At 63.8% G+C, this 22,122-nt stretch carries 20 protein-coding genes; 14 read left to right on the top strand and 6 right to left on the bottom strand.

Annotation, left to right across the window (positions count from 1 at the left end; all coding sequences use genetic code 11):
- Positions 1-225 precede the first annotated feature (225 nt).
- From AC0L3N_RS20810 to AC0L3N_RS20750, 13 genes are all read left to right on the top strand, one after another.
- Complete coding sequence (locus tag AC0L3N_RS20810) at positions 226-1,269, top strand: LacI family DNA-binding transcriptional regulator (RefSeq protein ID WP_123149668.1); 1,044 nt, start codon at positions 226-228, stop codon at positions 1,267-1,269.
- Positions 1,266-2,282 (top strand): Gfo/Idh/MocA family protein, encoded by a 1,017-nt coding sequence (locus AC0L3N_RS20805; protein WP_123149669.1) that lies wholly within the window; start codon positions 1,266-1,268, stop codon positions 2,280-2,282. Before AC0L3N_RS20810 ends, AC0L3N_RS20805 begins: the two co-directional genes overlap by 4 nt.
- Complete coding sequence (locus tag AC0L3N_RS20800; protein WP_123149670.1) at positions 2,279-3,880, top strand: acyl CoA:acetate/3-ketoacid CoA transferase; 1,602 nt, start codon at positions 2,279-2,281, stop codon at positions 3,878-3,880. The genes AC0L3N_RS20805 and AC0L3N_RS20800 overlap by 4 nt, the downstream gene beginning before the upstream one ends.
- Entirely contained in the window at positions 3,873-4,649 is a 777-nt protein-coding gene (locus AC0L3N_RS20795) for an enoyl-CoA hydratase/isomerase family protein (protein WP_473549307.1), read from the top strand. Before AC0L3N_RS20800 ends, AC0L3N_RS20795 begins: the two co-directional genes overlap by 8 nt.
- Before the next feature lie 25 nt (positions 4,650-4,674).
- Positions 4,675-6,186 (top strand): aldehyde dehydrogenase family protein, encoded by a 1,512-nt coding sequence (locus tag AC0L3N_RS20790; RefSeq protein ID WP_123149671.1) that lies wholly within the window; start codon positions 4,675-4,677, stop codon positions 6,184-6,186.
- A gap of 59 nt (positions 6,187-6,245) precedes the next feature.
- A complete protein-coding gene (locus AC0L3N_RS20785; protein ID WP_091600411.1) occupies positions 6,246-7,499 on the top strand; it encodes an ABC transporter substrate-binding protein in 1,254 nt (417 codons plus the stop codon).
- Between the two features lie 164 nt (positions 7,500-7,663).
- Positions 7,664-8,620, top strand: a complete 957-nt coding sequence (locus tag AC0L3N_RS20780; RefSeq protein ID WP_123149721.1) for a carbohydrate ABC transporter permease — start codon at positions 7,664-7,666, stop codon at positions 8,618-8,620.
- Entirely contained in the window at positions 8,617-9,555 is a 939-nt protein-coding gene (locus tag AC0L3N_RS20775; RefSeq protein WP_123149672.1) for a carbohydrate ABC transporter permease, read from the top strand. The genes AC0L3N_RS20780 and AC0L3N_RS20775 overlap by 4 nt, the downstream gene beginning before the upstream one ends.
- 4 nt (positions 9,556-9,559) lie before the next feature.
- Complete coding sequence (locus AC0L3N_RS20770) at positions 9,560-10,675, top strand: ABC transporter ATP-binding protein (protein ID WP_123149673.1); 1,116 nt, start codon at positions 9,560-9,562, stop codon at positions 10,673-10,675.
- A 5-nt stretch (positions 10,676-10,680) separates the two neighbouring features.
- Positions 10,681-12,195 (top strand): FAD-dependent oxidoreductase, encoded by a 1,515-nt coding sequence (locus AC0L3N_RS20765; RefSeq protein ID WP_473549306.1) that lies wholly within the window; start codon positions 10,681-10,683, stop codon positions 12,193-12,195.
- A complete protein-coding gene (locus tag AC0L3N_RS20760; RefSeq protein ID WP_473549305.1) occupies positions 12,192-12,953 on the top strand; it encodes a 3-ketoacyl-ACP reductase in 762 nt (253 codons plus the stop codon). Before AC0L3N_RS20765 ends, AC0L3N_RS20760 begins: the two co-directional genes overlap by 4 nt.
- Before the next feature lie 12 nt (positions 12,954-12,965).
- Positions 12,966-14,594, top strand: a complete 1,629-nt coding sequence (locus AC0L3N_RS20755; RefSeq protein WP_473549304.1) for a GMC family oxidoreductase — start codon at positions 12,966-12,968, stop codon at positions 14,592-14,594.
- Between the two features lie 10 nt (positions 14,595-14,604).
- Positions 14,605-14,919 carry a Dabb family protein gene (locus tag AC0L3N_RS20750; RefSeq protein WP_473549303.1) on the top strand — a complete coding sequence of 105 codons (315 nt, stop codon included), beginning with the start codon at positions 14,605-14,607 and terminating at the stop codon, positions 14,917-14,919.
- Position 14,920: 1 nt separating this feature from the next.
- Here the strand turns inward: AC0L3N_RS20750 and AC0L3N_RS20745 are convergent, their stop codons facing one another.
- The 3 genes from AC0L3N_RS20745 to AC0L3N_RS20735 form a co-directional block, all read right to left on the bottom strand.
- Entirely contained in the window at positions 14,921-15,766 is an 846-nt protein-coding gene (locus tag AC0L3N_RS20745) for an EamA family transporter (RefSeq protein WP_473549302.1), read from the bottom strand.
- A gap of 7 nt (positions 15,767-15,773) precedes the next feature.
- Entirely contained in the window at positions 15,774-16,688 is a 915-nt protein-coding gene (locus AC0L3N_RS20740) for an endonuclease/exonuclease/phosphatase family protein (protein WP_473549301.1), read from the bottom strand.
- Positions 16,689-16,861: 173 nt separating this feature from the next.
- On the bottom strand, positions 16,862-18,412 hold the full coding sequence (locus AC0L3N_RS20735; RefSeq protein WP_123149680.1) for a cation:proton antiporter: 1,551 nt from the start codon (positions 18,410-18,412) through the stop codon (positions 16,862-16,864).
- A 125-nt stretch (positions 18,413-18,537) separates the two neighbouring features.
- Between AC0L3N_RS20735 and AC0L3N_RS20730 the strand changes: the two genes are divergently transcribed.
- Complete coding sequence (locus AC0L3N_RS20730) at positions 18,538-19,164, top strand: glutathione S-transferase family protein (RefSeq protein ID WP_123149681.1); 627 nt, start codon at positions 18,538-18,540, stop codon at positions 19,162-19,164.
- Between the two features lie 30 nt (positions 19,165-19,194).
- Here the strand turns inward: AC0L3N_RS20730 and AC0L3N_RS20725 are convergent, their stop codons facing one another.
- Genes AC0L3N_RS20725 through AC0L3N_RS20715 form a run of 3 tightly spaced genes read right to left on the bottom strand, consistent with a single transcriptional unit; the run spans position 19,195 to position 21,987 of the window.
- Positions 19,195-20,259: an ABC transporter ATP-binding protein gene (locus AC0L3N_RS20725; RefSeq protein ID WP_123149682.1), complete on the bottom strand. Its 1,065-nt coding sequence runs from the start codon at positions 20,257-20,259 to the stop codon at positions 19,195-19,197.
- 28 nt (positions 20,260-20,287) lie between these two features.
- The gene (locus AC0L3N_RS20720) at positions 20,288-21,082 is read right to left on the bottom strand and encodes an ABC transporter permease (RefSeq protein ID WP_473549300.1); all 795 of its coding nucleotides are present in this window, start codon (positions 21,080-21,082) and stop codon (positions 20,288-20,290) included.
- On the bottom strand, positions 21,079-21,987 hold the full coding sequence (locus AC0L3N_RS20715) for an ABC transporter permease (RefSeq protein WP_473549388.1): 909 nt from the start codon (positions 21,985-21,987) through the stop codon (positions 21,079-21,081). The genes AC0L3N_RS20720 and AC0L3N_RS20715 overlap by 4 nt, the downstream gene beginning before the upstream one ends.
- Positions 21,988-22,122 lie beyond the last annotated feature (135 nt).

Here is a 22,122-nt window from a genome sequence, read left to right as displayed (position 1 = left end):
TTGGTCGCGCCTATAAATGGAACGTTCCAATAAATCAAGAACCTTTTGATTCTCAATCCATGCCCCGAAATGCTGCCTCGCAGCGACAAAGCCCTTTGAGTGCACCGCCTTCAGCCGCGGGGTACTCGTTTTCTGGATTCGAGAAAAATCCTGATTGACTCAAATGCAGCACGGAATTAGAACGTTCCAATAAATTCGACCAGAAAATACCGGAGGACGATCGGGATGGCCAGCAGGCCCAAGGCGACGATACTCGACATTGCCCGTGAGGCGGGCGTGTCCAAGTCGACGGTGTCGCTCGTGCTGCAGGGCAGCGGTCTGATCCGGCCTGAGACCGCGCTGAAGGTTCGCAAGGCGATCGAGGATGTCGGCTATGTCTACAACCGCGGCGCCGCCAATCTGCGCAAGGCCCACTCCAACGTCATCGGCATGGTCATCAACGACCTTACCAACCCGTTTTTCGCCGAAATGGCGGTCGGCATGGAGCGTGTCTTCCAGTCGGCGGGCATCGTGCCGTTCATCGCCAACACGGCGGAGAACCCGGTGCGCCAGGAAGAGGTGCTGAAATCGCTGATGGAGCAAGGTGTCGCCGGGCTGATCGTGTCGCCGGCGCGCGGCACGACGCCCGGTGCTTTCCGCCGCATCGAGACGGCGGGGCTTCCGATCGTCTTCACCATGCGCCGCCTTCCTGAAAGCCGCATCCCGGTGATCGCGCCTGACAATCATCGCGGCGCCTGGCTCGCCACCGCCCATCTGATCGGCAAAGGGCATCGCCGGCTGGCCTTCTTCGGCGGCTCATCGGATCTGGTGGTCTATCACGAGCGGCTGGGCGGTTTTCGCGAGGCCTGCGAGGGGCTCGGCATCGCCAAACGCGATATACTCGTCGTCGAAGGCGAAACCAGCCGCAAGGGCGGCATTGCCTGCCTGGAGACGGCCCTCGCCATGGCCGAGCCGCCGACCGCGGCGCTGTGCTTCAACGATGCGGTCGCCTTCGGCGTCATGCTGGCGCTGCGCAAGCGCGGCCTCGAGCCCGGCGCGGATTTCGCCGTCGTCGGCTTCGACGACGTGATCGAAGCCCAGCACTACATGCCGGCGCTGACCAGCGTCGCGGTGGATTCGGCAGGCCTGGGCGAGCGCGCCGCCCATGTCATGCTGAAGATGATCCAGTCGCGCACCACGCGCGCCGAGGATCATATCGGCGCCGTCAACCTCGTCGTCAGGGACAGTTGCGGTCCTGATCGCCGTGCTGGAATGGGAGACGCGGCATGACCGTCAAATGGGGACTGATCGGCGCAAGCACGATCGCCAGGCAATTCATGATCAACGCCATCCGCGCGCAACCGAACAGCGAGATCACGGCGGTGATGAGTTCCAGCCCGGAGCGCGCCGCTGCCTATGCCAGGGAGAACGGCATTCCGTTTGCCGTCTCGACGCTCGATGAATTGCTCGGCTCTGACATCGACGCCGTCTACATCTCGACCACCAACGAACTGCATCTCGAACAGGCACTAGCCGCCATCAGGGCGGGAAAACATGTGTTGTGCGAAAAGCCGCTCGCGCTGACCGGCGCCGATGCGCGCAAGATGGTCGCCGCCGCCAAGGCGGCCGGCATCGTGCTCGGCACCAACCATCATTTGCGCAATGCCGGCTCGCACCGGGCGATGCGCGAAGCCATCGCCGCCGGCCGCATCGGCAAGCCGATCGCTGCGCGCGTCTTTCACTCCGTCTATCTACCTGAGAATTTGCAGGGTTGGCGCATCACCAGGCCGGAAGCCGGCGGCGGCGTCGTGCTCGACATCACCGTGCACGATGCCGACACGCTGCGTTTCGTGCTCGACGACGATCCGCTCGAGGTTTCAGCGTTCACCCAGGCCGCAGGCATGGCCGCCGGCGGCCTGGAGGACGGCGCCATGTGCATCTGGCGCTTCAAATCGGGCATCATCGCCCAGTCGCATGAGGGCTTCACCACCAAGTTCGCCGGCACCGGCTTCGAGGTGCATGGCAGCGAAGGCTCGCTGATCGCGAAAGATGTGATGACGCAGAAGCCGATCGGCTCTGTGCTGCTGCGCACGGCAAAAGGCGAGGAGGAATTGAGCTTCGACCGCGAAGATCTATATGTCAGGTCTTTGCGCCAGCTCCATGCGGCGATCCGTGGCGAAGGCCAGCCGTCGGCCACTGGCGAGGACGGCGTCTGGTCGCTGGCCGCGGCCGAGGCGGCGTTGCAGTCAGCCAAGTCCGGCAAATCAGCCGCGATCGATCCGAAACTCGGGGGCGCAGGGTGAGCAAACTCGTTTCCGTAGCGCAAGCCGCCAGCCTGATCAGGGACGGCATGGTCGTTTCCGTGTCGTCGTCGAGCGGCCTCGGCTGCCCGGATGCGGTGCTCGCCTCCATCGGTGAGCGCTTCGAAGCGGAAGGCCATCCCAAGGACATCACGACGCTGCATCCAATCGCCGCCGGCGACATGTACGGCATTAGGGGTATCGACCATCTGGCCAAGCCCGGCCTGTTGAAGCGCACGCTGTGCGGCTCCTATCCCTCGGGCCCGTCATCGTCGGAGCCGCCGCAGATCTGGAAGATGATCGGCGACAATTCGGTCGCCGCCTACAACGTGCCGTCTGGCATCCTGTTCGACATGCACCGCGAAGCCGCTGCCAAGCGCCCCGGCGTGCTGACCAAGGTCGGCCTCGATACCTTCGCCGACCCGCGTCATCAGGGCTGCGCCATGAATGCGGCGGCCAGCGAGCCGATCGTTTCGGTGCAGCAGTTCGACGGCGAGGAATGGCTCTATTTCCGCTCGATCGTGCCTGACGTCTCAGTCATCCGGGCGACGACGGCCGATGAGCGCGGCAACCTCACCTATGAGCACGAGGGCGCCTATCTCGGCGGGCTGGAACAGGCGCTCGCCGCCCGCAACAACGGTGGCATCGTCATCGCGCAGGTCAAGCGCGTCGTCGAGAACGGCACGCTGAAGCCGCATGACGTGCGCGTGCCCGGTGTGCTGGTCGACCATATCGTGGTGGCGCCCGACCAGTTGCAAACGACGCTGACGCCCTACGATCCGGCGATCTCGGGCGAGATCTTCCGGCCGCTGTCGACCTTCCGCAACGCCGAGATGAGCGTCCAGAAGGTGATCGCGCGGCGCGTCGCGATGGAGCTTGCCGACGGCATGGCCGTCAATATCGGCTTCGGCATCTCGGCCAACGTGCCGCGCATCCTTATCGAGGAAGGCCAGCACGGCAAGGTCACCTGGGTAATCGAACAGGGCGCGGTCGGCGGCGTGCCGCTGCTCGATTTCAAGTTCGGCTGCTCGTCGAACGCCGACGCGTTCATGCCTTCGCCACACCAGTTCATCTACTTCCAGGGCGGCGGCTTCGACGCCTCGCTGCTGTCCTTCCTGCAGATCGATCGCAATGGCTCGGTCAACGTGTCGAAGCTTTCGGCCAGGCCGCATGTCACCGCCGGCGCCGGCGGTTTTGTCGACATCACCGCGCGGGCGAAGAAGATCGTGTTTTCCGGCTTTTTCAATGCCGGGGCCAAGCTGTCGCTGGCCGATGGCGGCATCAGTATCGACGGGGAAGGCAAGGTCAAGAAAGTGGTCGGCGAGGTCGAGCACATCTCCTTCTCGGGCAAGCGCGCGGTCGCGCAAGGACAGGACATCACCTATGTCACCGAACGCTGCGTGATGAAGCTGACGCCGGATGGGCTGATGGTGACTGAGCTGGCACCCGGTATCGATCTTCAGCGCGACGTGCTGGCGCAGGCCGAGATTCCGCTCGCCGTCGCCAACGACCTGAAAGTCACGCCGGACGCGCTCTACCGTGACCGGCCGATCGGACTGTCGCTCAATGGCGGCGCCTCGCTTGGAGGCGCGCATGGCTGAGCGTCTCGTCACCTTTGAAACCGACGGCGACCTCGGCATCGTCACGCTGCGCCGGCCGGAGAAATTCAACGCGCTCGACATCCCGATGCTGCGCGCGCTGGAAGCCGCGCTCGACGCGGCGGAAGCTGCGGACAGCGTTCGTGTCGTGCTGCTGCTCGGCGAAGGCAAGGGCTTTTGCTCGGGTGGTGATGTCGAAGCCTGGTCGCAAATGAGTGCCGCCGATTTCCAGGTGCAATGGGTTCGCTACGGCCACCGCGTCTTCGACCGTCTGGCGCGGCTACGGCAACCGACCGTCGCCGTGCTGTCCGGCCATGTGCTGGGCGGCGGGCTGGAACTGGCGGTCGCCTGCGACTTCCGGGTCGCCGAGGCGCAGGTGAAATTAGGCTTCCCGGAAACCTCGATCGGCGTGGTGCCCGGCTGGTCCGGCACGCAGCGCGCGGTGCGCCGCTTCGGCGCGCAGACGGTGCGGCGTATGGCAATCGGCGGCGAGACGTTCGTGGCGGCCGAAGCACTCGCTCTGGGCATCGTCGACCGGGTGGTCGACACGGGCAAGGCGTTCATCGAGGCCAAGGCCTGGGCCGGCAAGATCTCCGAGCGCGGCCCGCTGGCAACGCAGGCCGCCAAGCTGATGATCGCGGTCGCCGAGGGCGAGGAAAGTGCTGCCGCGACAGAGGCGCTGGCCAGTGGCTTCATCGCGCTGACCGGCGATCTCAAGGCTGGTGTCGACGCTTTCAAGGCCAAGCAGAAACCAGCGTTTTCAAGATCATAGAATGCGAGCGGAACCTGGAAATCACATGAACTTGCCCCTCACCATCGCCATGCCCGCCGAGGCAGCCGCGACGCCGAAGACCTACCGGCTGCTGATCGACGGCAAGTTCGTCGATGCCCGCGACGGCCGCACGCTGGAGCGCAACAGTCCCGGCCACGGCTTCACCGTTTCGCGCTATGCGCAAGCCGGCGAAGCGGACGTCGAGGCGGCGGTGACCGCCGCGCACAAGGCTTTCGTGACCGGCCCCTGGCCGCACATGAAGGCCGGCGAGCGCGCAGCGATCCTGCTCAAGGCGGCGGACCTGATCGAGGCGCGGCTCGAGGAGATCGCCCGGCTCGACGTGCTGGAATCCGGCAAGCCGATCGCCCAGGCGCGCGGCGAGATCGGCGGCGCCGTCGACATCTGGCGCTATGCCGCGGCGCTTGCCCGCACGCTCCATGGCGAAACCTACGCCAACCTCGGCGACGCCATGCTGGGCGTCGTGCTGCGTGAACCGATCGGCGTCGTCTCGATCATCACGCCGTGGAATTTTCCCTTCCTCATCGTCAGCCAGAAACTACCGTTCGCGCTCGCCGCCGGCTGCACGGCGGTGGTCAAGCCGAGCGAGATGACCTCGGCCTCCACCTTCGTGCTCGGCGACATCCTGATGCAGGCCGGCTTGCCGGATGGCGTTGTCAACATCCTCGCTGGTCTGGGCGCCGATGTCGGCGCCGCGATGGTCAGCCATCCGCTGGTCGAGATGGTGTCGTTCACCGGCTCCACCCGGGTCGGCAAGATGACCATGGCGTCGGCTGCGAACTCTCTGAAGAAAGTCTCGATGGAGCTCGGCGGCAAGAACGGCCAGATCGTCTTTCCAGACGCCGACCTCGATGCCGCCGCCGACGCGGCGGTGTTCGGCGGCTTTTTCAACGCTGGCGAATGCTGCAACGCCGGCAGCCGGCTAATCGTCCACGAGGCGATAGCCGACGACTTCCTCGGCGCAGTGAAGGCGCTCACCGCAAGGGTCACCGTCGGCGATCCGCTCGATATCAGCACCAAGGTCGGCGCGATGATCTCTTCCGAGCACCTTTCCAAGGTGACCGGCTACGTGGCGGCGGCGGCAAACGACGGCAGCAGCATCTATAGCGGCGGCAAGCAAATCGCCTCCAGTGCCGGTCAATATCTCGATCCGACCATCCTTCGCGGCGTCACCGAAGACATGGCCATTGCGCGTGAAGAAGTGTTTGGACCGGTGCTGTCGGTGCTGACGTTTGGATCGATTGAAGAGGCGTTGCGCATCGCCAACAACACGCCTTATGGTCTATCGGCGGGCGTGTGGAGCGCCAGCATCGACACCTGCATGTCGGTGGCGCGGAATGCGCGTTCGGGAACCGTTTGGGTGAACACGTTCATGGAAGGTTATCCCGAGCTGCCTTTCGGAGGCTACAAGCAGTCCGGTCTGGGACGCGAACTCGGCAAGCGCGCCGTTGAGGACTATACCGAAGAAAAGACAATCCAGTTTCATCGCGGCCAGCGCACCGGATGGTGGGTCGGCTGAGTTGGGAAGAACCCGGCGGACAATCGCCGGTCGTGTAGCTGCAACAAGGGAGGAAGTACATGTTGCGCAAATTGCTTATCGGAACGGCTCTCGGCTCGGGTCTTGCGTTCGCGGCCCATGCCCAGGACGTCAAGGAAGTCGAGATGCTGCATTGGTGGACGTCTGGCGGCGAAGCGGCTGCCTTGAACGTGCTCAAGGAGGATCTGGCCAAGCAAGGCTTTGCCTGGAAGGACGTGCCCGTGGCCGGCGGCGGCGGCGACGCCGCCATGACCGCGCTGAAGGCGATGGTCGCGGCCGGCAACTACCCGACCGCCTCCCAGATGCTCGGCTATACCGTGCTCGATTATGCCGCGGCCGGCGTGATGGGCGACCTGACCGAGACGGCGGTAAAGGAAGGCTGGGACAAATCCGTTCCGGCCGCCCTGCAGAAATTCTCGGTCTATGACGGCAAGTGGGTCGCGGCTCCGGTCAACGTCCACTCCGTCAACTGGCTGTGGATCAACAAGGCGGTGATGGACAAGATCGGCGGCACCGAGCCCAAGACCTTCGACGAATTCATCGCGCTGCTCGACAAGGCCAAGGCGGCGGGCGTCATCCCGCTCGCGCTCGGCGGCCAGAACTGGCAGGAAGCCACCATGTTCGATTCGGTCGTGCTGTCGACCGGCGGACCTGAGTTCTACAAGAAGGCCTTCAACGACCTCGACGAGGAGCAGCTGAAGTCCGACACGATGAAGAAGTCGTTCGACAACCTTGCCAAGCTCGTCACCTATGTCGACCCGAACTTCTCCGGCCGCGACTGGAACCTTGCCACCGCCATGGTCATCAAGGGCGATGCGCTGGTGCAGGTCATGGGCGACTGGGCCAAGGGCGAATTCAACGCCGCCAAGAAGACCCCGGGCACCGACTTCCTGTGCTACCGCTTCCCGGGCACCGACGGCAGCGTGGTCTACAACTCCGACATGTTCGGCATGTTCGACGTTCCGGAGGACCGCAAGGCCGCCCAGGCCGCCTTGGCCACCGCCACTTTGTCGAAGAGCTTCCAGTCGGCTTTCAACGTCGTCAAGGGCTCGGTCCCGGCCCGCACCGACGTGCCCGACACCGACTTCGACGCTTGCGGCAAGAAGGGCATGGCCGACCTGAAGGCCGCCAACGAAGGCGGCACGCTGTTCGGTTCGCTGGCGCAAGGCTATGGCGCGCCGCCGGCTGTCGCCAATGCCTATAAGGACGTCGTCTCGAAGTTCGTCCACGGCCAGATCAAGACCTCGGACGAGGCCGTGACCCAGCTGGTTAACGCAATCGAAGACGCCAAATAAGAACCGGCATGAAAGGACCTTCCCCGCTCCGGTGGGGAAGGTTCCACCAAGCCAGGATGGTCGGCCTCTGGTCGGAATGGCGCCGGCGATCAACCAACACGCCCCGTCTCGACGGGGCTATCCTTCCCCGCCTGGCGGTGAAGGGACCCGAGAGGGAGGAGCCCATGACTACGGTCGCGACCCAGATCAAGCTGACGCCGGAGCATAATGCCCGCCCCGGTGTCTCCATGCGTTCGCGCCTGCAGGACGCGCTGCCGAAGATCGTACTGGCGCCAAGCTTTGCGATCACAATCGTCTTCGTCTACGGCTTCATCCTGTGGACGGTCTATCTGTCGTTCACCAATTCCAAGACCTTCCCGTCCTATGCGCTCACCGGGCCGCGGGCCTATCAGCGGCTGTGGCGCTGGACCTTCGAAAGCGACCCACCATCGAGCTGGTACACCTCGATTATCAATATGGGCATTTTCGGCTTTCTCTACATCTTCATCTGCCTGGCGCTCGGCCTTTTCCTGGCCATCCTGCTCGACCAGAAGATCCGCGGCGAAGGCATGTTGCGGCCGATCTACCTCTACCCGATGGCGCTATCCTTCATCGTCACCGGCGTCGCCTGGAAATGGTTCCTCGATCCCGGCCTCGGCCTTGAGCAGACGCTGCACCAGTGGGGCTGGACGAGCTTCCATTTCGACTGGATCAAGAACAAGGATTTCGTCATCTACACCGTGGTGATCGCCGGCGTCTGGCAGGCCTCGGGCTTCGTCATGGCGATGTTCCTCGCCGGCCTTCGCGGCATCGACGGGGAGATCATGAAGGCGGCGCAGATCGACGGCGCAACCACGTTCCAGCTCTATCGCCGCATCGTCATCCCGCTGCTGCGGCCGGTGTTCCTCTCGGCCTTCATCGTGCTCGCGCACCTCGCCATCAAGTCCTACGATCTGGTCGTAGCACTGACCAGCGGCGGGCCGGGCGGCTCAGCCTGGCTGCCGTCGAACTTCATGTATGAGTACACCTTCAAGCGCAACGAAATGGCCGTCGGCTCGGCCAGCGCCGTGATCATGCTGATGACCATCACCGCGATCATCGTGCCCTATCTCTATTCCGAGCTCAGGGAGCGACCGCGATGAGCGTCATTGCCTCGCCCGCTCGCACTGGCGGCATCAGCGCCAGGACCGTCAACCGCATCGTCATCTACGGCCTGCTGGCGCTGTTCGCGCTGTTCTACCTGATGCCGCTGTTCGTCATGCTGGTGACTTCGTTCAAGACGATGGACGAGATCCAGAACGGCAACATGCTGGCGCTGCCGCAGGCGCCGACCTTCGAGCCGTGGCTGAAGGCGTGGGGCGAGACCTGCGTCGGCCTGACCTGCGCCGGCATCAAGGGCTATTTCTGGAATTCCATCAAGATGGTGGTTCCGGCAGTGCTGATCTCGACGCTGCTCGGCGCGCTCAACGGCTATGTCCTGACCAAATGGCGCTTCCGCGGCCACACGCTGGTCTTCGGGCTGATGCTGTTTGCCTGCTTCATTCCGTTCCAGTCGGTGCTGTTGCCGATGGCAACGATCCTCGGCAGCCTCGGCCGCTTCGGCGTGACGCTGCGAAACGCCACGGGATTTTCATTCGGCTTGGGCAATCCGACAGTCAACTTGGTCTTTGTCCACGTCGTCTATGGGCTCGGCTTCACCACTTTGTTCTTCCGCAATTATTACGAGGCGTTCCCGACCGAACTGGTCAAGGCGGCACAGGTCGACGGAGCCAGCTTCTTCCAGATCTTCCGGCGCATCATGCTGCCGAATTCGATGCCGATCTTCGTCGTCACCGTCATCTACCAGTTCACCAACATCTGGAACGACTTCCTGTTCGCCTCGGCCTATGCCGGCACCGGTGACGCGATGCCGATGACCGTGGCGCTGAACAACGTCGTCAATACCTCGACCGGTGTCGTCGAATACAACGTCAACATGGCGGCAGCGATGATCGCCGCACTGCCGACCCTTCTCGTCTATGTGGTCGCTGGCCGCTATTTTGTGCGCGGCCTGATGGCCGGCGCCGTCAAAGGATAATCGAATGGCTTTTCTCGAAATTAATGGGCTGAGGAAGCGGTTCGGATCGGTCGAGATCCTGAAGGGCATCGACGTCGATCTCGAAAAGGGCGGCTTCCTGGTGCTGGTCGGCCCGTCCGGCTGCGGCAAGTCGACCTTGCTCAACACCATCGCCGGCCTCGAAACCATCACCGAAGGCGAAATCCGTGTCGATGGACGGACGATCAACGATCTCCACCCCTCGAAACGCGACATCGCCATGGTGTTCCAGAGCTACGCGCTCTATCCGAACATGACCGTCGCGGGGAACATTGCCTTCGGCATGGAGATGCGCGGCGTGCCGGCAGCGGAGCGCCAGAAGGCGATCGACAAGGTGGCGAAGGTGCTGCAGATCGGCCACCTCCTGCAGCGCAAGCCGAGCCAGCTCTCCGGCGGCCAGCGCCAGCGCGTCGCCATGGGCCGCGCGCTGGTGCGCGACCCCAAGCTCTTTCTCTTCGACGAGCCGCTCTCCAATCTCGACGCCAAGCTGCGCGTCGACATGCGCATCGAGATCAAGCGGCTGCACGCGACCACCGGCACGACAATCGTCTACGTCACCCACGACCAGATCGAAGCGATGACGCTGGCCACCAAGATCGCGGTGATGCGCGATGGCGAGGTGCAGCAGTTCGGCACGCCGGCCGAAATCTATAACAACCCGACCAACCTGTTTGTTGCCGACTTCATGGGCTCGCCGGCGATGAATCTGATTCCGGCGACGATCGGCGGCAATGGCAATGCGCTTTCCGTGGTGCTGCAGCGCGAGGCGCGCGAGCCGATCTCGCTGCCGCTGGCCGATGCGCCGACGGGTCTGTCGGCATTCCACAGCAAGCCGATCATTTTTGGCGTCCGCCCCGAGGCCCTGACCGATCCTGAAGGAGCCGAACGCAACGCATCGAACATCGCCACCGCCGACTGTCACATCGAAGTCGTGGAACCGGCCGGCTCCGATACCTTCGCCGTCACCAATCTTGGCGGCAAGGCGGTGGTGGCGCGGCTGCGCGCCGACGCAAATATCCAGCCGGGCACGGTCACGCCGCTCGCCTTCAACCTGACCAAGGCGGTGTTCTTCGATCCGGCGACCGAGAACCGCATCCTCTGACAGCCATGACAAACCCGGACATCGTCATCATCGGCTCCGGCATCGGCGGCGCCACGATCGCTTCCGGCCTTGCCGGCAGTGGTGCCTCGATCCTGATGCTGGAGCGCGGCGAACCACTGCCGGCGACGCCGCATACGCGCGACACGCGCGCCATCTTCGTCGACGGCCACTATCGGCCGAAGGAGATGTGGCGCGAGGCCGGGGGTGCTGCGTTCAATCCCGGCAACTACTACTATGTCGGCGGCAATTCGAAATTCTATGGCGCGGTGCTGATCCGCTACCGCAGGGAAGACTTTTCGGCCATGGAGCACTATGGCGGCGTCTCGCCGGCCTGGCCGTTCTCCTATGAGGAATTCGAGCCTTGGTATTCCAAGGCCGAGCAGCTTTTTCGCGTGCGCGGCGCACTCGGCGAAGACCCGACCGAGCCGTTCCACTCGATCCCCTATGCCTTCGGGCCGGTGCCCGACGAGCCGCCCATCGCCCGCGCCCGCGCCGAACTCAAAGGCCTCGGCCTGCACCCGGCATCGCTGCCGCTCGGCGTCGACATCGATGCCTGGCTGAAGGACGGCAAGACAGGCTGGGACGCGTTTCCCAACACCGGGACCGGCAAGGTCGACGCCCAAACGGGGCCGCTCGCGGCGGCACTGGCCGACCGGAACATCAAGCTCGAGACCGGTGCCCATGTCGAATATCTCGAAGCGTCATCGGATGCCAGAACGATCGCCGGCGTTCATTATCGCCAGAATGGCACGCTGAAGAAAGTGACGCCGAAGCTGGTCATCCTCTCGGCCGGCGCGGTCAATTCGGCGGTCATCCTGCTGCGCTCGCCCTCCCCCAGCAGCAAGGGAGGCGGCAACGGACTCGCCAACCGTTCCGACCAGGTCGGCCGCAACTTCATGAACCACAATTCGAGCGCCATGCTGGCGATCGACCCGCGCCGCAGGAACACATCCGTCTACCAGAAAACGCTGATGCTCAATGACTATTATCTGTCCGATGGCAAGGGCGGCAAGCCGCTCGGCAACGTCCAGCTTCTCGGTAAGATCGACGGTTATATCCTGAGGGCCAACGTCAAGCTTGCACCCAAATTCGCGCTGGATTTCCTGGCCGGCCACGCCGTCGACTGGTACCTGATGTGCGAGGACCTGCCCGATCGCGAAAGCCGCTTCATGGTCGACGGCAAGGACATCGTCATGCAGTGGCGGCGCTCCAATATGCAGTCGCTCGACGGGCTGACCAAGGTGATGCGCGAGAATTTCCGCGCCTGCGGCTATCCGATCGTCCTGTCGCGGCCTTTCGACAAGCGCACGCCATCGCACCAGTGCGGCACGGTCAAGATGGGCGACGATCCGGCAACCTCGCCGCTCGACCCGTTCTGCCGGTCGTTCGACCACCACAACCTGTTTGTCGTCGACGCTAGCTTCCTGCCGAACTCGGCCGCGGTCAATCCGGCACTGTCGATCGCAGCACAAGCGCTGCGCGTCGCCGACCACATCCGCAAGACGGAGCTTGTCGCATGAGCCGCCCGGCAGCCATCGTTACCGGCGGCGCGCGCGGCATCGGCCTTGCCTGCGCCGAAGCGCTGGCCGATGCGGGCTTCGATATCCTTGTCGTGGACCTTGCCGAAAAAGCCGGCGACGGGCTTGCCGCTGACATCACCGCCCGCGGCGCGAAATTCGCCTATCATTGCGGCGACATCGCCGATCTCGACCGCCATGCAGCACTGGTCGATGCCGCGATAAGCGCCTTCGGCCGCATCGACTGCCTGGTCAACAATGCCGGCGTCGGCGCCGTCATACGCGGCGACCTGCTGGAATTGAAACCGGAGAACTTCGACCGGATCCTGGGCATCAACCTGCGCGGCACCGTCTTCCTCAGCCAGGCCGTTGCCAAGGCGATGGTCGGCCAACCGGCCGATCGTGCAAAATCGATCATCACCATCACCTCGGTCAGCGCCGAAATGGCCTCGCCGGAACGTGCCGACTATTGCATCTCCAAGGCCGGGCTTTCGATGTGGGTAAAGACCCTGGGGTTGCGGCTCGCCGCCGAAAATATCGGCGTGTTCGAGGTGCGGCCGGGCATCATCCGCACCGACATGACATCAGGCGTCACCGCCAAATACGACGCGCTGATCGACGGCGGTCTGGTGCCGGCGAAGCGCTGGGGCGAAGCCGCCGATGTCGGGGCCGCGGTGGCGGCACTCGCCGGCGGCAAGCTCGGTTTTTCGACCGGCTCGATCATCAATGTCGACGGTGCGCTGTCGGTGCCGAGGCTGTGAACAGGTGACGCCATGACCGACTACATCATCGTCGGCGCCGGCCCGGCCGGCTGCGTCCTGGCCAACCGGCTGAGCGAAGATCCGTCGCATCAGGTGCTGCTGCTCGAGGCCGGCGGCAAGGACTGGCACCCGCTGATCCACATGCCGGCCGGTTTCGCCAAGATGACCAAGGGCATCGCCGCCTGGGGCTGGTCGACCGTGCCGCAAAAGCACATGAAGGACCGCGTCTTCCGGTACACACAGGCCAAGGTGATCGGCGGCGGCTCCTCCATCAACGCCCAGATCTATACACGCGGCAACGCCCGCGATTACGACGCCTGGGAGAAGGAAGAGGGCCTTGCCGGCTGGGGCTATCGCGACGTGCTGCCCTATTTCAAGCGGGCCGAGAACAACCAGCGCTACGCCAACGATTTTCACGGCGACCAGGGTCCGCTCGGCGTGTCGAACCCGATTGCGCCGCTGCCGATCTGCGAGGCTTATTTCCGCGCCGGACAGGAGATGGGCATTCCCTTCAATCCGGACTTCAACGGGATAGCCCAAGAAGGCGTCGGTTATTACCAATTGACGCAAAAGGACGCGAGACGCTCCTCCGCCTCGGTCGCCTATCTCAGGCCGATCCGCGAGCGCAAGAACCTGACTGTCAGGACCGGCGTGCTGGTGACGCGCATCGTCGTCGAGAGCGGCCGCGCCGTCGGTGTCGAGATCGTCGACAGGCCGGGCGGCCAGCCGACGACCCTGCGTGCCGAGCGCGAAGTGATCGTCTCGTCCGGCGCCATCGGCTCGCCGAAGCTGCTGATGCAATCGGGCATCGGCCCGGCCGACCACCTGAAGTCGGTCGGCGTGACGCCGGTCCACGACCTGCCCGGCGTCGGCTCCAACCTGCAGGATCATCTCGACCTGTTCGTCATTGCCGAATGCACCGGCGACCACAGCTACGACAATTACGCCAAGCTGCACCGGACGGTGTGGGCCGGCTTGCAGTACCTGCTGCTGAAAAAAGGTCCCGTTGCCTCCAGCCTGTTCGAAACCGGCGGCTTCTGGTACGCCGATCCGACCGCTGCCTCGCCCGATATCCAGCTCCATCTCGGCCTCGGCTCCGGCATCGAGGCCGGTGTCGAAAAACTGAAAAATCCGGGCGTGACGCTGAACTCGGCGTTCCTGCGCCCACATTCGCGCGGCACGGTGCGGCTGAACAGCGCCGACCCCGCCGACCACCCGCTGATCGATCCGAACTACTGGTCAGACCCCTACGATCGCGACATGTCGATCAAGGGGCTCAGGCTGGCGCGCGAGATCATGCGGCAGAAGGCGCTTGCTGTCTACGTGCTGCGCGAAGTGCTGCCGGGACCTGCACTCACCAGCGACGACGAGCTGTTCGACTATGCCTGCCGCAGTTCCAAGACCGACCACCACCCTGTCGGCACCTGCCGCATGGGTCATGATGCGATGAGCGTGGTGACGCCGGATCTCAGGCTGCGCGGGATCGAGGGTCTTCGCGTCTGCGACGCCTCGGTGATGCCGCGCATCCCCTCCTCCAACACCAATGCGCCGACCATCATGGTCGGCGAAAAAGGCGCCGATCTGATCCTTGGCCGCGAACCACTGCCGCCGGCCGTGTTTTCCACCAACCAAGCGGCATGAGATCCCAAGAATGGTCAGACACTGTGTTTTTGTCAGATTCCGCAACGACGTCGACGCCACCGAGCGCGCGGCGATCCATGCCGATCTTGAGGCGCTGCGGCGGGTGATCGACGGTATGGGCAAGGTCGAATTCAGCGCCAACACCAGCCCAGAGCCGTTCGCGCGCGGCTTCACGCACGGCTTCACCGTCGACTTCAGCGACGCTGCAGCACGCGACGCCTATCTGGTGCATGACGATCACAGCCGAGCCGGCGCCTGGCTGGTCGCGGCGCTTGAGGGCGGAACCGACGGGCTGATGGTGTTCGACCTCGACATAGGCGCTTAGCCTATCCAAGCCTCAGCGCGACGACGCCGGCAACAATGCTGAGCACGGCGGCACCGCGCCATCCTGTCATCTTCTCGCCGAGCGCAAACACCGAGATCATCAGGGCGAACAGGATCGAGGTTTCGCGCAGCGCCGCGACCGAGGCGATCGGCGCCTTGGTCATCGCCCACATCACGATCCAGTAGGCGGCGCCGCTGAGCACGCCGGTGTACACGCCCGCCTTCCAGTCGTGCGCCAGCAGCGGCAGCGCTTTTGGTCCGCGAAAGATCAGGCACAGCACCAACGCCCATGCCGCATCACAGACGAACAACCATGCGGCATAGCTGGACGCCGTCGCGGCCAGCCGCGCGCCGCTGCCGTCGGAAAGCGTATAGCCGGCGATGAAGATCGAGGTGCCAAGCGCAAAGCCGACCGCGCGCAGGTTCAGCCTCTCCAGATGTGCGCCGCCGCGAAACGACAGCACCAGCGTGCCCGCCGACAGCAGGACGATGCCGAGAATAGCGAGTGGCGCCGGTACCTCGGCGACGACCACGATGCCGCCAAGTGCAGCCAGCAGCGGCGCCGTGCCGCGCGCCAGTGGATAGGTCTGGGCGAAATCGCCGGCCTTGTAGGCGCCGATCAGGAACGTCCTGTAGCCCATGTGGAAGATCACCGAGGCGATGATATAAGGCCACACTTCCGCTTTCGGCACACCGACGAAAGGCAGCGCCAGAAGCGCCACGGCGCCCATGCCGAGCGTCATCAGCGTGATCGACAGGAAGCGGTCGAGATGCACCTTGACCAGCGCGTTCCAGATCGCGTGCATGGCGGCGGCAGCAAGCACCGCGAAGAAGACGGACAAGGTCATCGGCGGCTCATCCGCCTCCGGCCCCCGTCGCGAACGGCGTTTCCAGGTCGATGTCGACCCGCAGCGGAAAATGATCCGAAGCGACTTCGCCGATATCGGCGCTGACCGAGCGCACCCGTCCCGCCAACATCCCGCCGACGAAGCAATGGTCGAGCCGGCGCTTTGTCAGCCTGCCGTCGATGGTTTTCACATGGGTGTGGAAATCCGACGTTGGTTCGCCGGCGACGGCGGCGGCATCGACGAAACCGTCGAGATAGGCCGCACCGCGATGATAGGGCATGCTGCCGACGATGCGCCGGTACTCGGCGCTGCCTGGCTCCATGTTGAAATCGCCCATCCAGATCGCCGCCAGCGGGTTTTCCGGCTCCGGCTGGCCATTGCTCCAGTTGCGCACGGGCTCATCGTCGGCGCCGCTCCACGGGCCGCCGTCGGACGGCGCTCGGCGATGCTCGGCGAGCAGATAGTCGATCTGCTCCAGCCGCTCTTCGGCGGCGATATGCGCGAGATGCAGCGACAGCACCCGCACCGGACCGGCAGGCGTGCGGATCATGCATTCCAGCGCTGCGTTGCGGGTGTTGAGCGGACGCACGGTGCGGCGCAGCGGCAGCGTGTGCAGGCGCGACCAGACGATCGGCAGCTTGGACAGGACCATGGTGCCGAATTGCCGCCGCCGGTTGACGATGCGGCCGTCACGCCGCTCGCTGGCGTCCATGTCGAAGGCCGGCCCATAAACCCAATAGTATTCGGGCAGCAGTCGCGAAAGAAGTTCCGGCTGGTCGTCATCGCTGCTGCGCAGCCAGTGCCGCTCCACCTCCTGCAAGGCGATGATGTCGGCGCCGGCCACGACGCGTGCCGCGCGCGCGAGATCGTAGCGGCCGTCGCTGCCGAAGCCGTACTGGATGTTGTAGCTGACCAGCTTCATCGCTTACCCGGCTCAATTTCGATGTGGCAGTAGCGGTCCGGCGGCAGCCTGGCAATGGACCGCTACGGTGGTGGGTATGGGCCAAGCACGGATAGTCAGCAATCAGCTTCCCTCCCCGGCCAGGGTGTGTTCAGATTCAGGTCAGGCCGACATCACCTGAATATCAGCACACCCTAGGTCGTCAGCGGCTGGAACCGCCCGGCCGGCGACGCCGCCAGTTCCGACCAGTCGATCTCTTCCTCCAGGCGATGATAGGCTTCGTCACCGATCGTCCCGTTCCGGCGCAGTTCCTCCAGTGCATCGCGCTGGCTGTTGATGGCATAGAGGCGCAGCCGGTCATACTCCGTCGCCGCCTGCGCGTTCCCAGGGTTTTCGGCGATCGTGCGCTGGGCCGTATATTGCTCGCGCACGGCGGCAGCGGCATTCGATGTCTTGCCGCTCAGCACGTTGAGCGCGGCCTGCATGATGGCGACACGCGCCTGCGCCACTTCGCGATCGACTGTCGTGTCTGGATCGAAGTTGAGCAGGCGCAGCAGCGGCTTCAGCGTCATGCCTTGCAGCACCAGCGTGCCGAGCACGACGGCGAAGGCGGCAAGCACGATCGGATCGCGGCCGGGGAAGTCGGCCGGCAGTGCAATGGCCACCACCAGCGTCACCAGCCCCCGCATGCCGCACCAACCGACGAGCACGGCGCCGCGAAACGTCGGCATATCTTGCCTTTTGTCTTCGCCGTCGAAGCGGGCAAACCATCTTATGATCGCAACGTAACTCGTTACCCAGACGAGGCGCGCGACGATGACGACTACGAGTACCGTTGCGGCGAAGAGAAATGCATCGCCTTGCCCTTCGCCGGAGAGCCGGCCGACGATCGATCGGGCCTGCAGGCCCATCAGCACGAAAGCCAGCACGTTGAGCACGAACACCGCCGACTCCCAGACTGAATAGGTGCTAACGCGCCTTCTGGCCGACATGCGGCGCGGCGCCCTGCGCGCGATGGTGATGGCGTAGACGACGATGGTGATAATGGCTGAAAGGCCGAGCTTGTCGGCAATGATCCAGACGGCAAAGGTTCCGGCAAACTGCACCACCGTGCTGCTTGCCGCATCCTCGATGCGCGAGAGCGTCAGCAGCGAGAAGCGGCCGAACAGATAGCCGGCGACAACGCTGCCAACCGTTGACAGCAGGATTACAGGTACAGCGTCCTTGAGCATGACCGAGCCGATGGCAGCCGAAACCGCGATTCGGTAGATCAACAGCGCAGTGGCATCGTTGAGCAAACTCTCGCCCTGCAGGATGGCGGTGAGGCGGTGCGGCACCTTGAACTGCCCGAGCACGGCGCTTGCCGCCACCGCGTCCGGCGGTGCGACGATGGCGCCGAGCGCGATCGCCGCCGCGATCGGCAGACCGGCCATCTTCCAGCCCACGACTGCAACGACCCCAGTGGTGAAGACAACGGCGCCAAGCGCCAGCAGCGCCAGCGACAGCCGGTAGCGCTTCAGGTCGCGCAACGAGGTGTCATAGGCGGCATCGAGAAGCACCGGCGCGATGAATAGGGCAAGAGCCAGTTCCGGGTCGATCTCGATGGTCGGTGCACCGGGCACGAAGGCAATCCCAACCCCGGCCAGAGCCAGCAGGGACGGATAAGGAACCTCCAGCCGTCGCGACAGCGCCGTCAACGCAACGGCGATGAGCAGGAGAACAAGGGTAAGCTCGAAAAGGGCCATGTTTCATCGTAGCGACGAAACGCGATTGTTGGCAGTGGCAAAGAATCAGGATGCTGTTGATTGTCCAGCACAGCCGGGCTGGCTGACCGTATGCCTTCAGGCGCCGCCGGCGTATAACAGCAATCATGATCCTTATTGGCCAGTATGACTCGCCTTTTGTTCGCCGCGTCGGCATCGCACTGACGTTCTACGGCCTCCCCTTCGAGCATCGGCCATGGTCGGCCTTCGGCGATGCCGACAAGATTCGTTCCTACAACCCGCTGACGAGGGTGCCGACACTGGTGCTGGACAACGGCGAGGTGCTGACGGAAAGCCACCAGATGCTCGATTATCTGGACAACCTGGTTGCGGTCGAACGAAGGATGTTTCCGACAGGCGAACCCGCCCGCCATCAGGCGCTGGGGATTGCGGCCCTGGCCACCGGGCTCGGCGACAAGAGCGTCAGCCTGTTTTACGAAAAGCGCTTGCACGAGAAGGTCTCCGACCTTTGGGTCGGCCGCTGCCGGACGCAGATAGAGAGCGTCCTGGCTGCATTGGAAGCGGACCGCGCCGCGAGGTCTGGGGTCTATTGGTTCGGCGATAGCATCGGTCATGCCGATGTCGTGGTTGCCGCCGTGCTGCGTTTCCTTGGTGAAGCGCATCCGGGCATGGTTCCGCTGGTCGGCCTTCCGGCGTTAGAGGCTCATGCCGCTCGGATGGAGGCCCTGCCCGTCTTTCAGGCGATCTCGCAGCCTTTTATCCCGCCGGCCTGAACGCTTCGGCCCTGTCGGTTTCTCTCCGGGTCAGTGCAGCACCAGCATGTCGCCCGACGAGAACGAAATCTCGGCCTTTTCGCCGACGGCGGGCGGCGGGGTGGCCGGGCTGTTGAACGTGTCGAGCGACACCGTGCTGCCGCCGATGCCGACGCGAACCCGGATGACCGAGCCGAGGAAATGCACTTCGGTGATCTCGCCCGAAAGGCTGGAGTCTCGGCCAGGATGGCGGCCGAGCGAAATCGCCTCGGGCCGCAGTGCCAGCGACAGCGTGTCGCCGGACTTGGAGCCGTTGAGCTTTCCCTGCAGCGAGATCTCTTGCGCGTTGACGCGTACCTTGCCCGACGCCGCGTCGGTGACGGTACCTTCGAGCACGTTCAGTGTGCCGACGAAATTGGCGACGAACTTGGTTGCCGGCCGGTTGTAGATCTCGAACGGCGTGCCGACCTGCTCGGCCTTGCCGCCATACATGACGGCGATGCGGTCGGAGATCGACAGCGCCTCTTCCTGGTCGTGGGTGACGAAGACGGTGGTGATGCCGAGCTTCTTCTGGATCGAGCGGATTTCCTCGCGCAGCGACACGCGCACCTTGGCGTCGAGCGCCGACAGCGGTTCGTCGAGCAGCAGGAGCTTCGGTTTCGGCGCAATCGCCCGCGCCAGCGCGATACGCTGCTGTTGACCGCCGGAGAGCTGATAGGGATAGCGGTCGCCCATCTGCGGCAGCTTGATGAGGTCGAGCATCTCGGCAACGCGGCTGTCGGCATCGGCCTTAGGCATGCCCGCGACCTTCAGCCCGAAGCCGATGTTCTGCGCTACGGTCAGGTTGGGAAACAGCGCATAGGCTTGGAACACCATGCCGACATTGCGCTGGTTGGGCTTGAGCCGGGTGATGTCCTTGCCGGCCACGACGATCTTGCCGGCGCTCGGTTCCTCGAAGCCGGCGACCATGCGCAGCACCGTCGTCTTGCCGCAGCCCGACGGCCCGAGGAACGAGACAAATTCGCCCGGCTCGACGTCGAGATTGAAGTCCTGGACGACGGTGGTGGCGCCGAAGGCTTTTCGAACCTGCTGGATGGAGAGGAATGGCTCGGCCATGGCTTTTCTTTCGGTCAGTACTTTTCGATCAGTTTGGCCGGTTCGCCGATCGCGGCGCAAAACGCGACAGGATCTGGATCAGCGACATGCAGCCCCAGGTGATGGCGAACGAAATGAGCGCCAGTGCCGACGGCTCATAGGCACTGTTGGCGCCGATATTCTGCAGGTAAGGGCCGAAGGCCGGGCGGTTCAACAGCGACGCCATGGTGAACTCGCCGATGACGATGGCAAAACTCAGGAAAGCGCCGGACAAGACGGCGATCAGCACGTTTGGCAGGATGATGCGGGCGATGATGGTGGTCCAGCCGGCGCCGAGGATTTGTGCGGCTTCGGTGAGCGTTCTGACGTCGATGGTCCTGAGACCGGTATCGACCGCCCGGTACATATAGGGCAGCGCCAGCACTGCATAGCCGATGACCAGCAGAGCATCGGTGCCGCGCGCTGTCGCCAGAAAAGGCAGCGTTGAATTCGAACCGAACATTCTAATGTAGCCGAAGACGATGACGATAGCGGGGATAACCAGCGGCAGCAGCGTGATGAACTCTACGACCGGCCGCAGATGCGGTAGCCGCAGCCGTATCCAGTAAGCCGTCGGCACGACCAGGAGCACGCCCAAAAGGATGGTGAATACCGCCACAACGACGGAATAGGTAAATGTCGCCTGGAAATTCGGATCTTCGAAGACCGAGCGGTAGGCGTCAAAGGAATATTCCCCTCGCCGCTTACGCAAGGAGAATTCAAAGGTCGCCACAAGCGGCAGGACGAAATAAGTGGTTCCCACGCCAAAAACGAGCCAGGCCCAAAAGCGGTTGCCTTGCTTCATTTCAGCCACCGTTCGGCTCGCCGTTGGAACAAGATATAGAAGAGGTTGGCCAGGCCGGTGATGACGATCATGCCGAATGCAAGTGCGTAGCCTAGATTCGGATTGTAAAGCACGTCGCCGCGAATCTGCGCGAACAGCTGAATTGGCACGATGTTGAGTGACGGCCCCGTCAGTGCATAGGCCGTTGCGACCGCCCCGAACGCGTTGGCAAAGAGGAGGACCGTCGTACCGAGAAAGCTCGGCCATAACACCGGGATGACCACCATGCGCCAATATTGCCAATTGGTTGCCCCGAGCGTGGCGGCAGCTTCGCCCCATTCCTTCTTCAACCCATCGACCGCCGGCGTGATGATGACGATCATCAATGGAATCTGGAAATAGAGGTAGGTGAGGATCAGGCCCCAAAATGAAAAGATACTGAAGCCGAGCGAATAGATGTTAATGCCGAAAATGTCTCGCAACAGGATCGTCGCCACTCCGAGCCGACCTAGAGTCGCGATGAACGAGAAGGCCAGCGGTACGCCGGCGAAATTCGAGGCGACGCCCGAGAAGGTCAATGTTGCCGAGCGTAACCACGGCGGCAAGCCGCCGCGCACCACTGCCACGGCCATTGCCAGGCCGATCAAGGCGCCAAGGACCGCAGAGACAAAGCTGATCTGAATGGATACCCAATAGGCCGCGGCGAGCTTGGGTTGCGACAATGCTATGATGTTGTCGAACGTATAGTCGCCGGCTGCATTTTTGAACGCGCCCGCGATCAGCCCTACCGTGGGCAAGATCAGAAAGACCAGCGCGAAAACGAAGAACGGAGTTACGCCTAACCAATGCAGTGGCAGCCGAAGGCCGCTGATCTCCGGCGCGCCAGGACTGACGCGGGCTGTCTGGGATATTGTGGAGTCTGCCATGGAATTCCCAAAGCTGGCATAGGGCGGGGGGGGGGGGGGGGGCCCCCCCCCCCGGGGGGGGTTTTTAAAAAAACGGCCCCCCCGCGGGCCCCAAGTTTGGGGGTTTTTTTTTTTGGGGGGGGGGGGGGGGGCAAA

The sequence above is a fragment of the Mesorhizobium sp. WSM4807 genome, assembly GCF_055811615.1.
The sequence above is the reverse complement of the archived record's forward strand: the minus strand, read 5'-3'. Positions and strand labels throughout refer to the sequence as shown.

Coding starts and splice junctions, on each gene's coding strand:
- AC0L3N_RS20730 (WP_123149681.1), top strand. CDS start 18,538: ATGATCCTTATTGGCCAGTATGACTCGCCTTTTGTTCGCCGCGTCGGC.
- AC0L3N_RS20805 (WP_123149669.1), top strand. CDS start 1,266: ATGACCGTCAAATGGGGACTGATCGGCGCAAGCACGATCGCCAGGCAA.
- AC0L3N_RS20775 (WP_123149672.1), top strand. CDS start 8,617: ATGAGCGTCATTGCCTCGCCCGCTCGCACTGGCGGCATCAGCGCCAGG.
- AC0L3N_RS20780 (WP_123149721.1), top strand. CDS start 7,664: ATGACTACGGTCGCGACCCAGATCAAGCTGACGCCGGAGCATAATGCC.
- AC0L3N_RS20750 (WP_473549303.1), top strand. CDS start 14,605: ATGGTCAGACACTGTGTTTTTGTCAGATTCCGCAACGACGTCGACGCC.
- AC0L3N_RS20785 (WP_091600411.1), top strand. CDS start 6,246: ATGTTGCGCAAATTGCTTATCGGAACGGCTCTCGGCTCGGGTCTTGCG.
- AC0L3N_RS20810 (WP_123149668.1), top strand. CDS start 226: ATGGCCAGCAGGCCCAAGGCGACGATACTCGACATTGCCCGTGAGGCG.
- AC0L3N_RS20790 (WP_123149671.1), top strand. CDS start 4,675: ATGAACTTGCCCCTCACCATCGCCATGCCCGCCGAGGCAGCCGCGACG.
- AC0L3N_RS20715 (WP_473549388.1), bottom strand. CDS start 21,987: ATGGCAGACTCCACAATATCCCAGACAGCCCGCGTCAGTCCTGGCGCG.
- AC0L3N_RS20725 (WP_123149682.1), bottom strand. CDS start 20,259: ATGGCCGAGCCATTCCTCTCCATCCAGCAGGTTCGAAAAGCCTTCGGC.
- AC0L3N_RS20735 (WP_123149680.1), bottom strand. CDS start 18,412: ATGGCCCTTTTCGAGCTTACCCTTGTTCTCCTGCTCATCGCCGTTGCG.
- AC0L3N_RS20770 (WP_123149673.1), top strand. CDS start 9,560: ATGGCTTTTCTCGAAATTAATGGGCTGAGGAAGCGGTTCGGATCGGTC.
- AC0L3N_RS20760 (WP_473549305.1), top strand. CDS start 12,192: ATGAGCCGCCCGGCAGCCATCGTTACCGGCGGCGCGCGCGGCATCGGC.
- AC0L3N_RS20795 (WP_473549307.1), top strand. CDS start 3,873: ATGGCTGAGCGTCTCGTCACCTTTGAAACCGACGGCGACCTCGGCATC.
- AC0L3N_RS20755 (WP_473549304.1), top strand. CDS start 12,966: ATGACCGACTACATCATCGTCGGCGCCGGCCCGGCCGGCTGCGTCCTG.
- AC0L3N_RS20720 (WP_473549300.1), bottom strand. CDS start 21,082: ATGAAGCAAGGCAACCGCTTTTGGGCCTGGCTCGTTTTTGGCGTGGGA.
- AC0L3N_RS20740 (WP_473549301.1), bottom strand. CDS start 16,688: ATGAAGCTGGTCAGCTACAACATCCAGTACGGCTTCGGCAGCGACGGC.
- AC0L3N_RS20745 (WP_473549302.1), bottom strand. CDS start 15,766: ATGACCTTGTCCGTCTTCTTCGCGGTGCTTGCTGCCGCCGCCATGCAC.
- AC0L3N_RS20765 (WP_473549306.1), top strand. CDS start 10,681: ATGACAAACCCGGACATCGTCATCATCGGCTCCGGCATCGGCGGCGCC.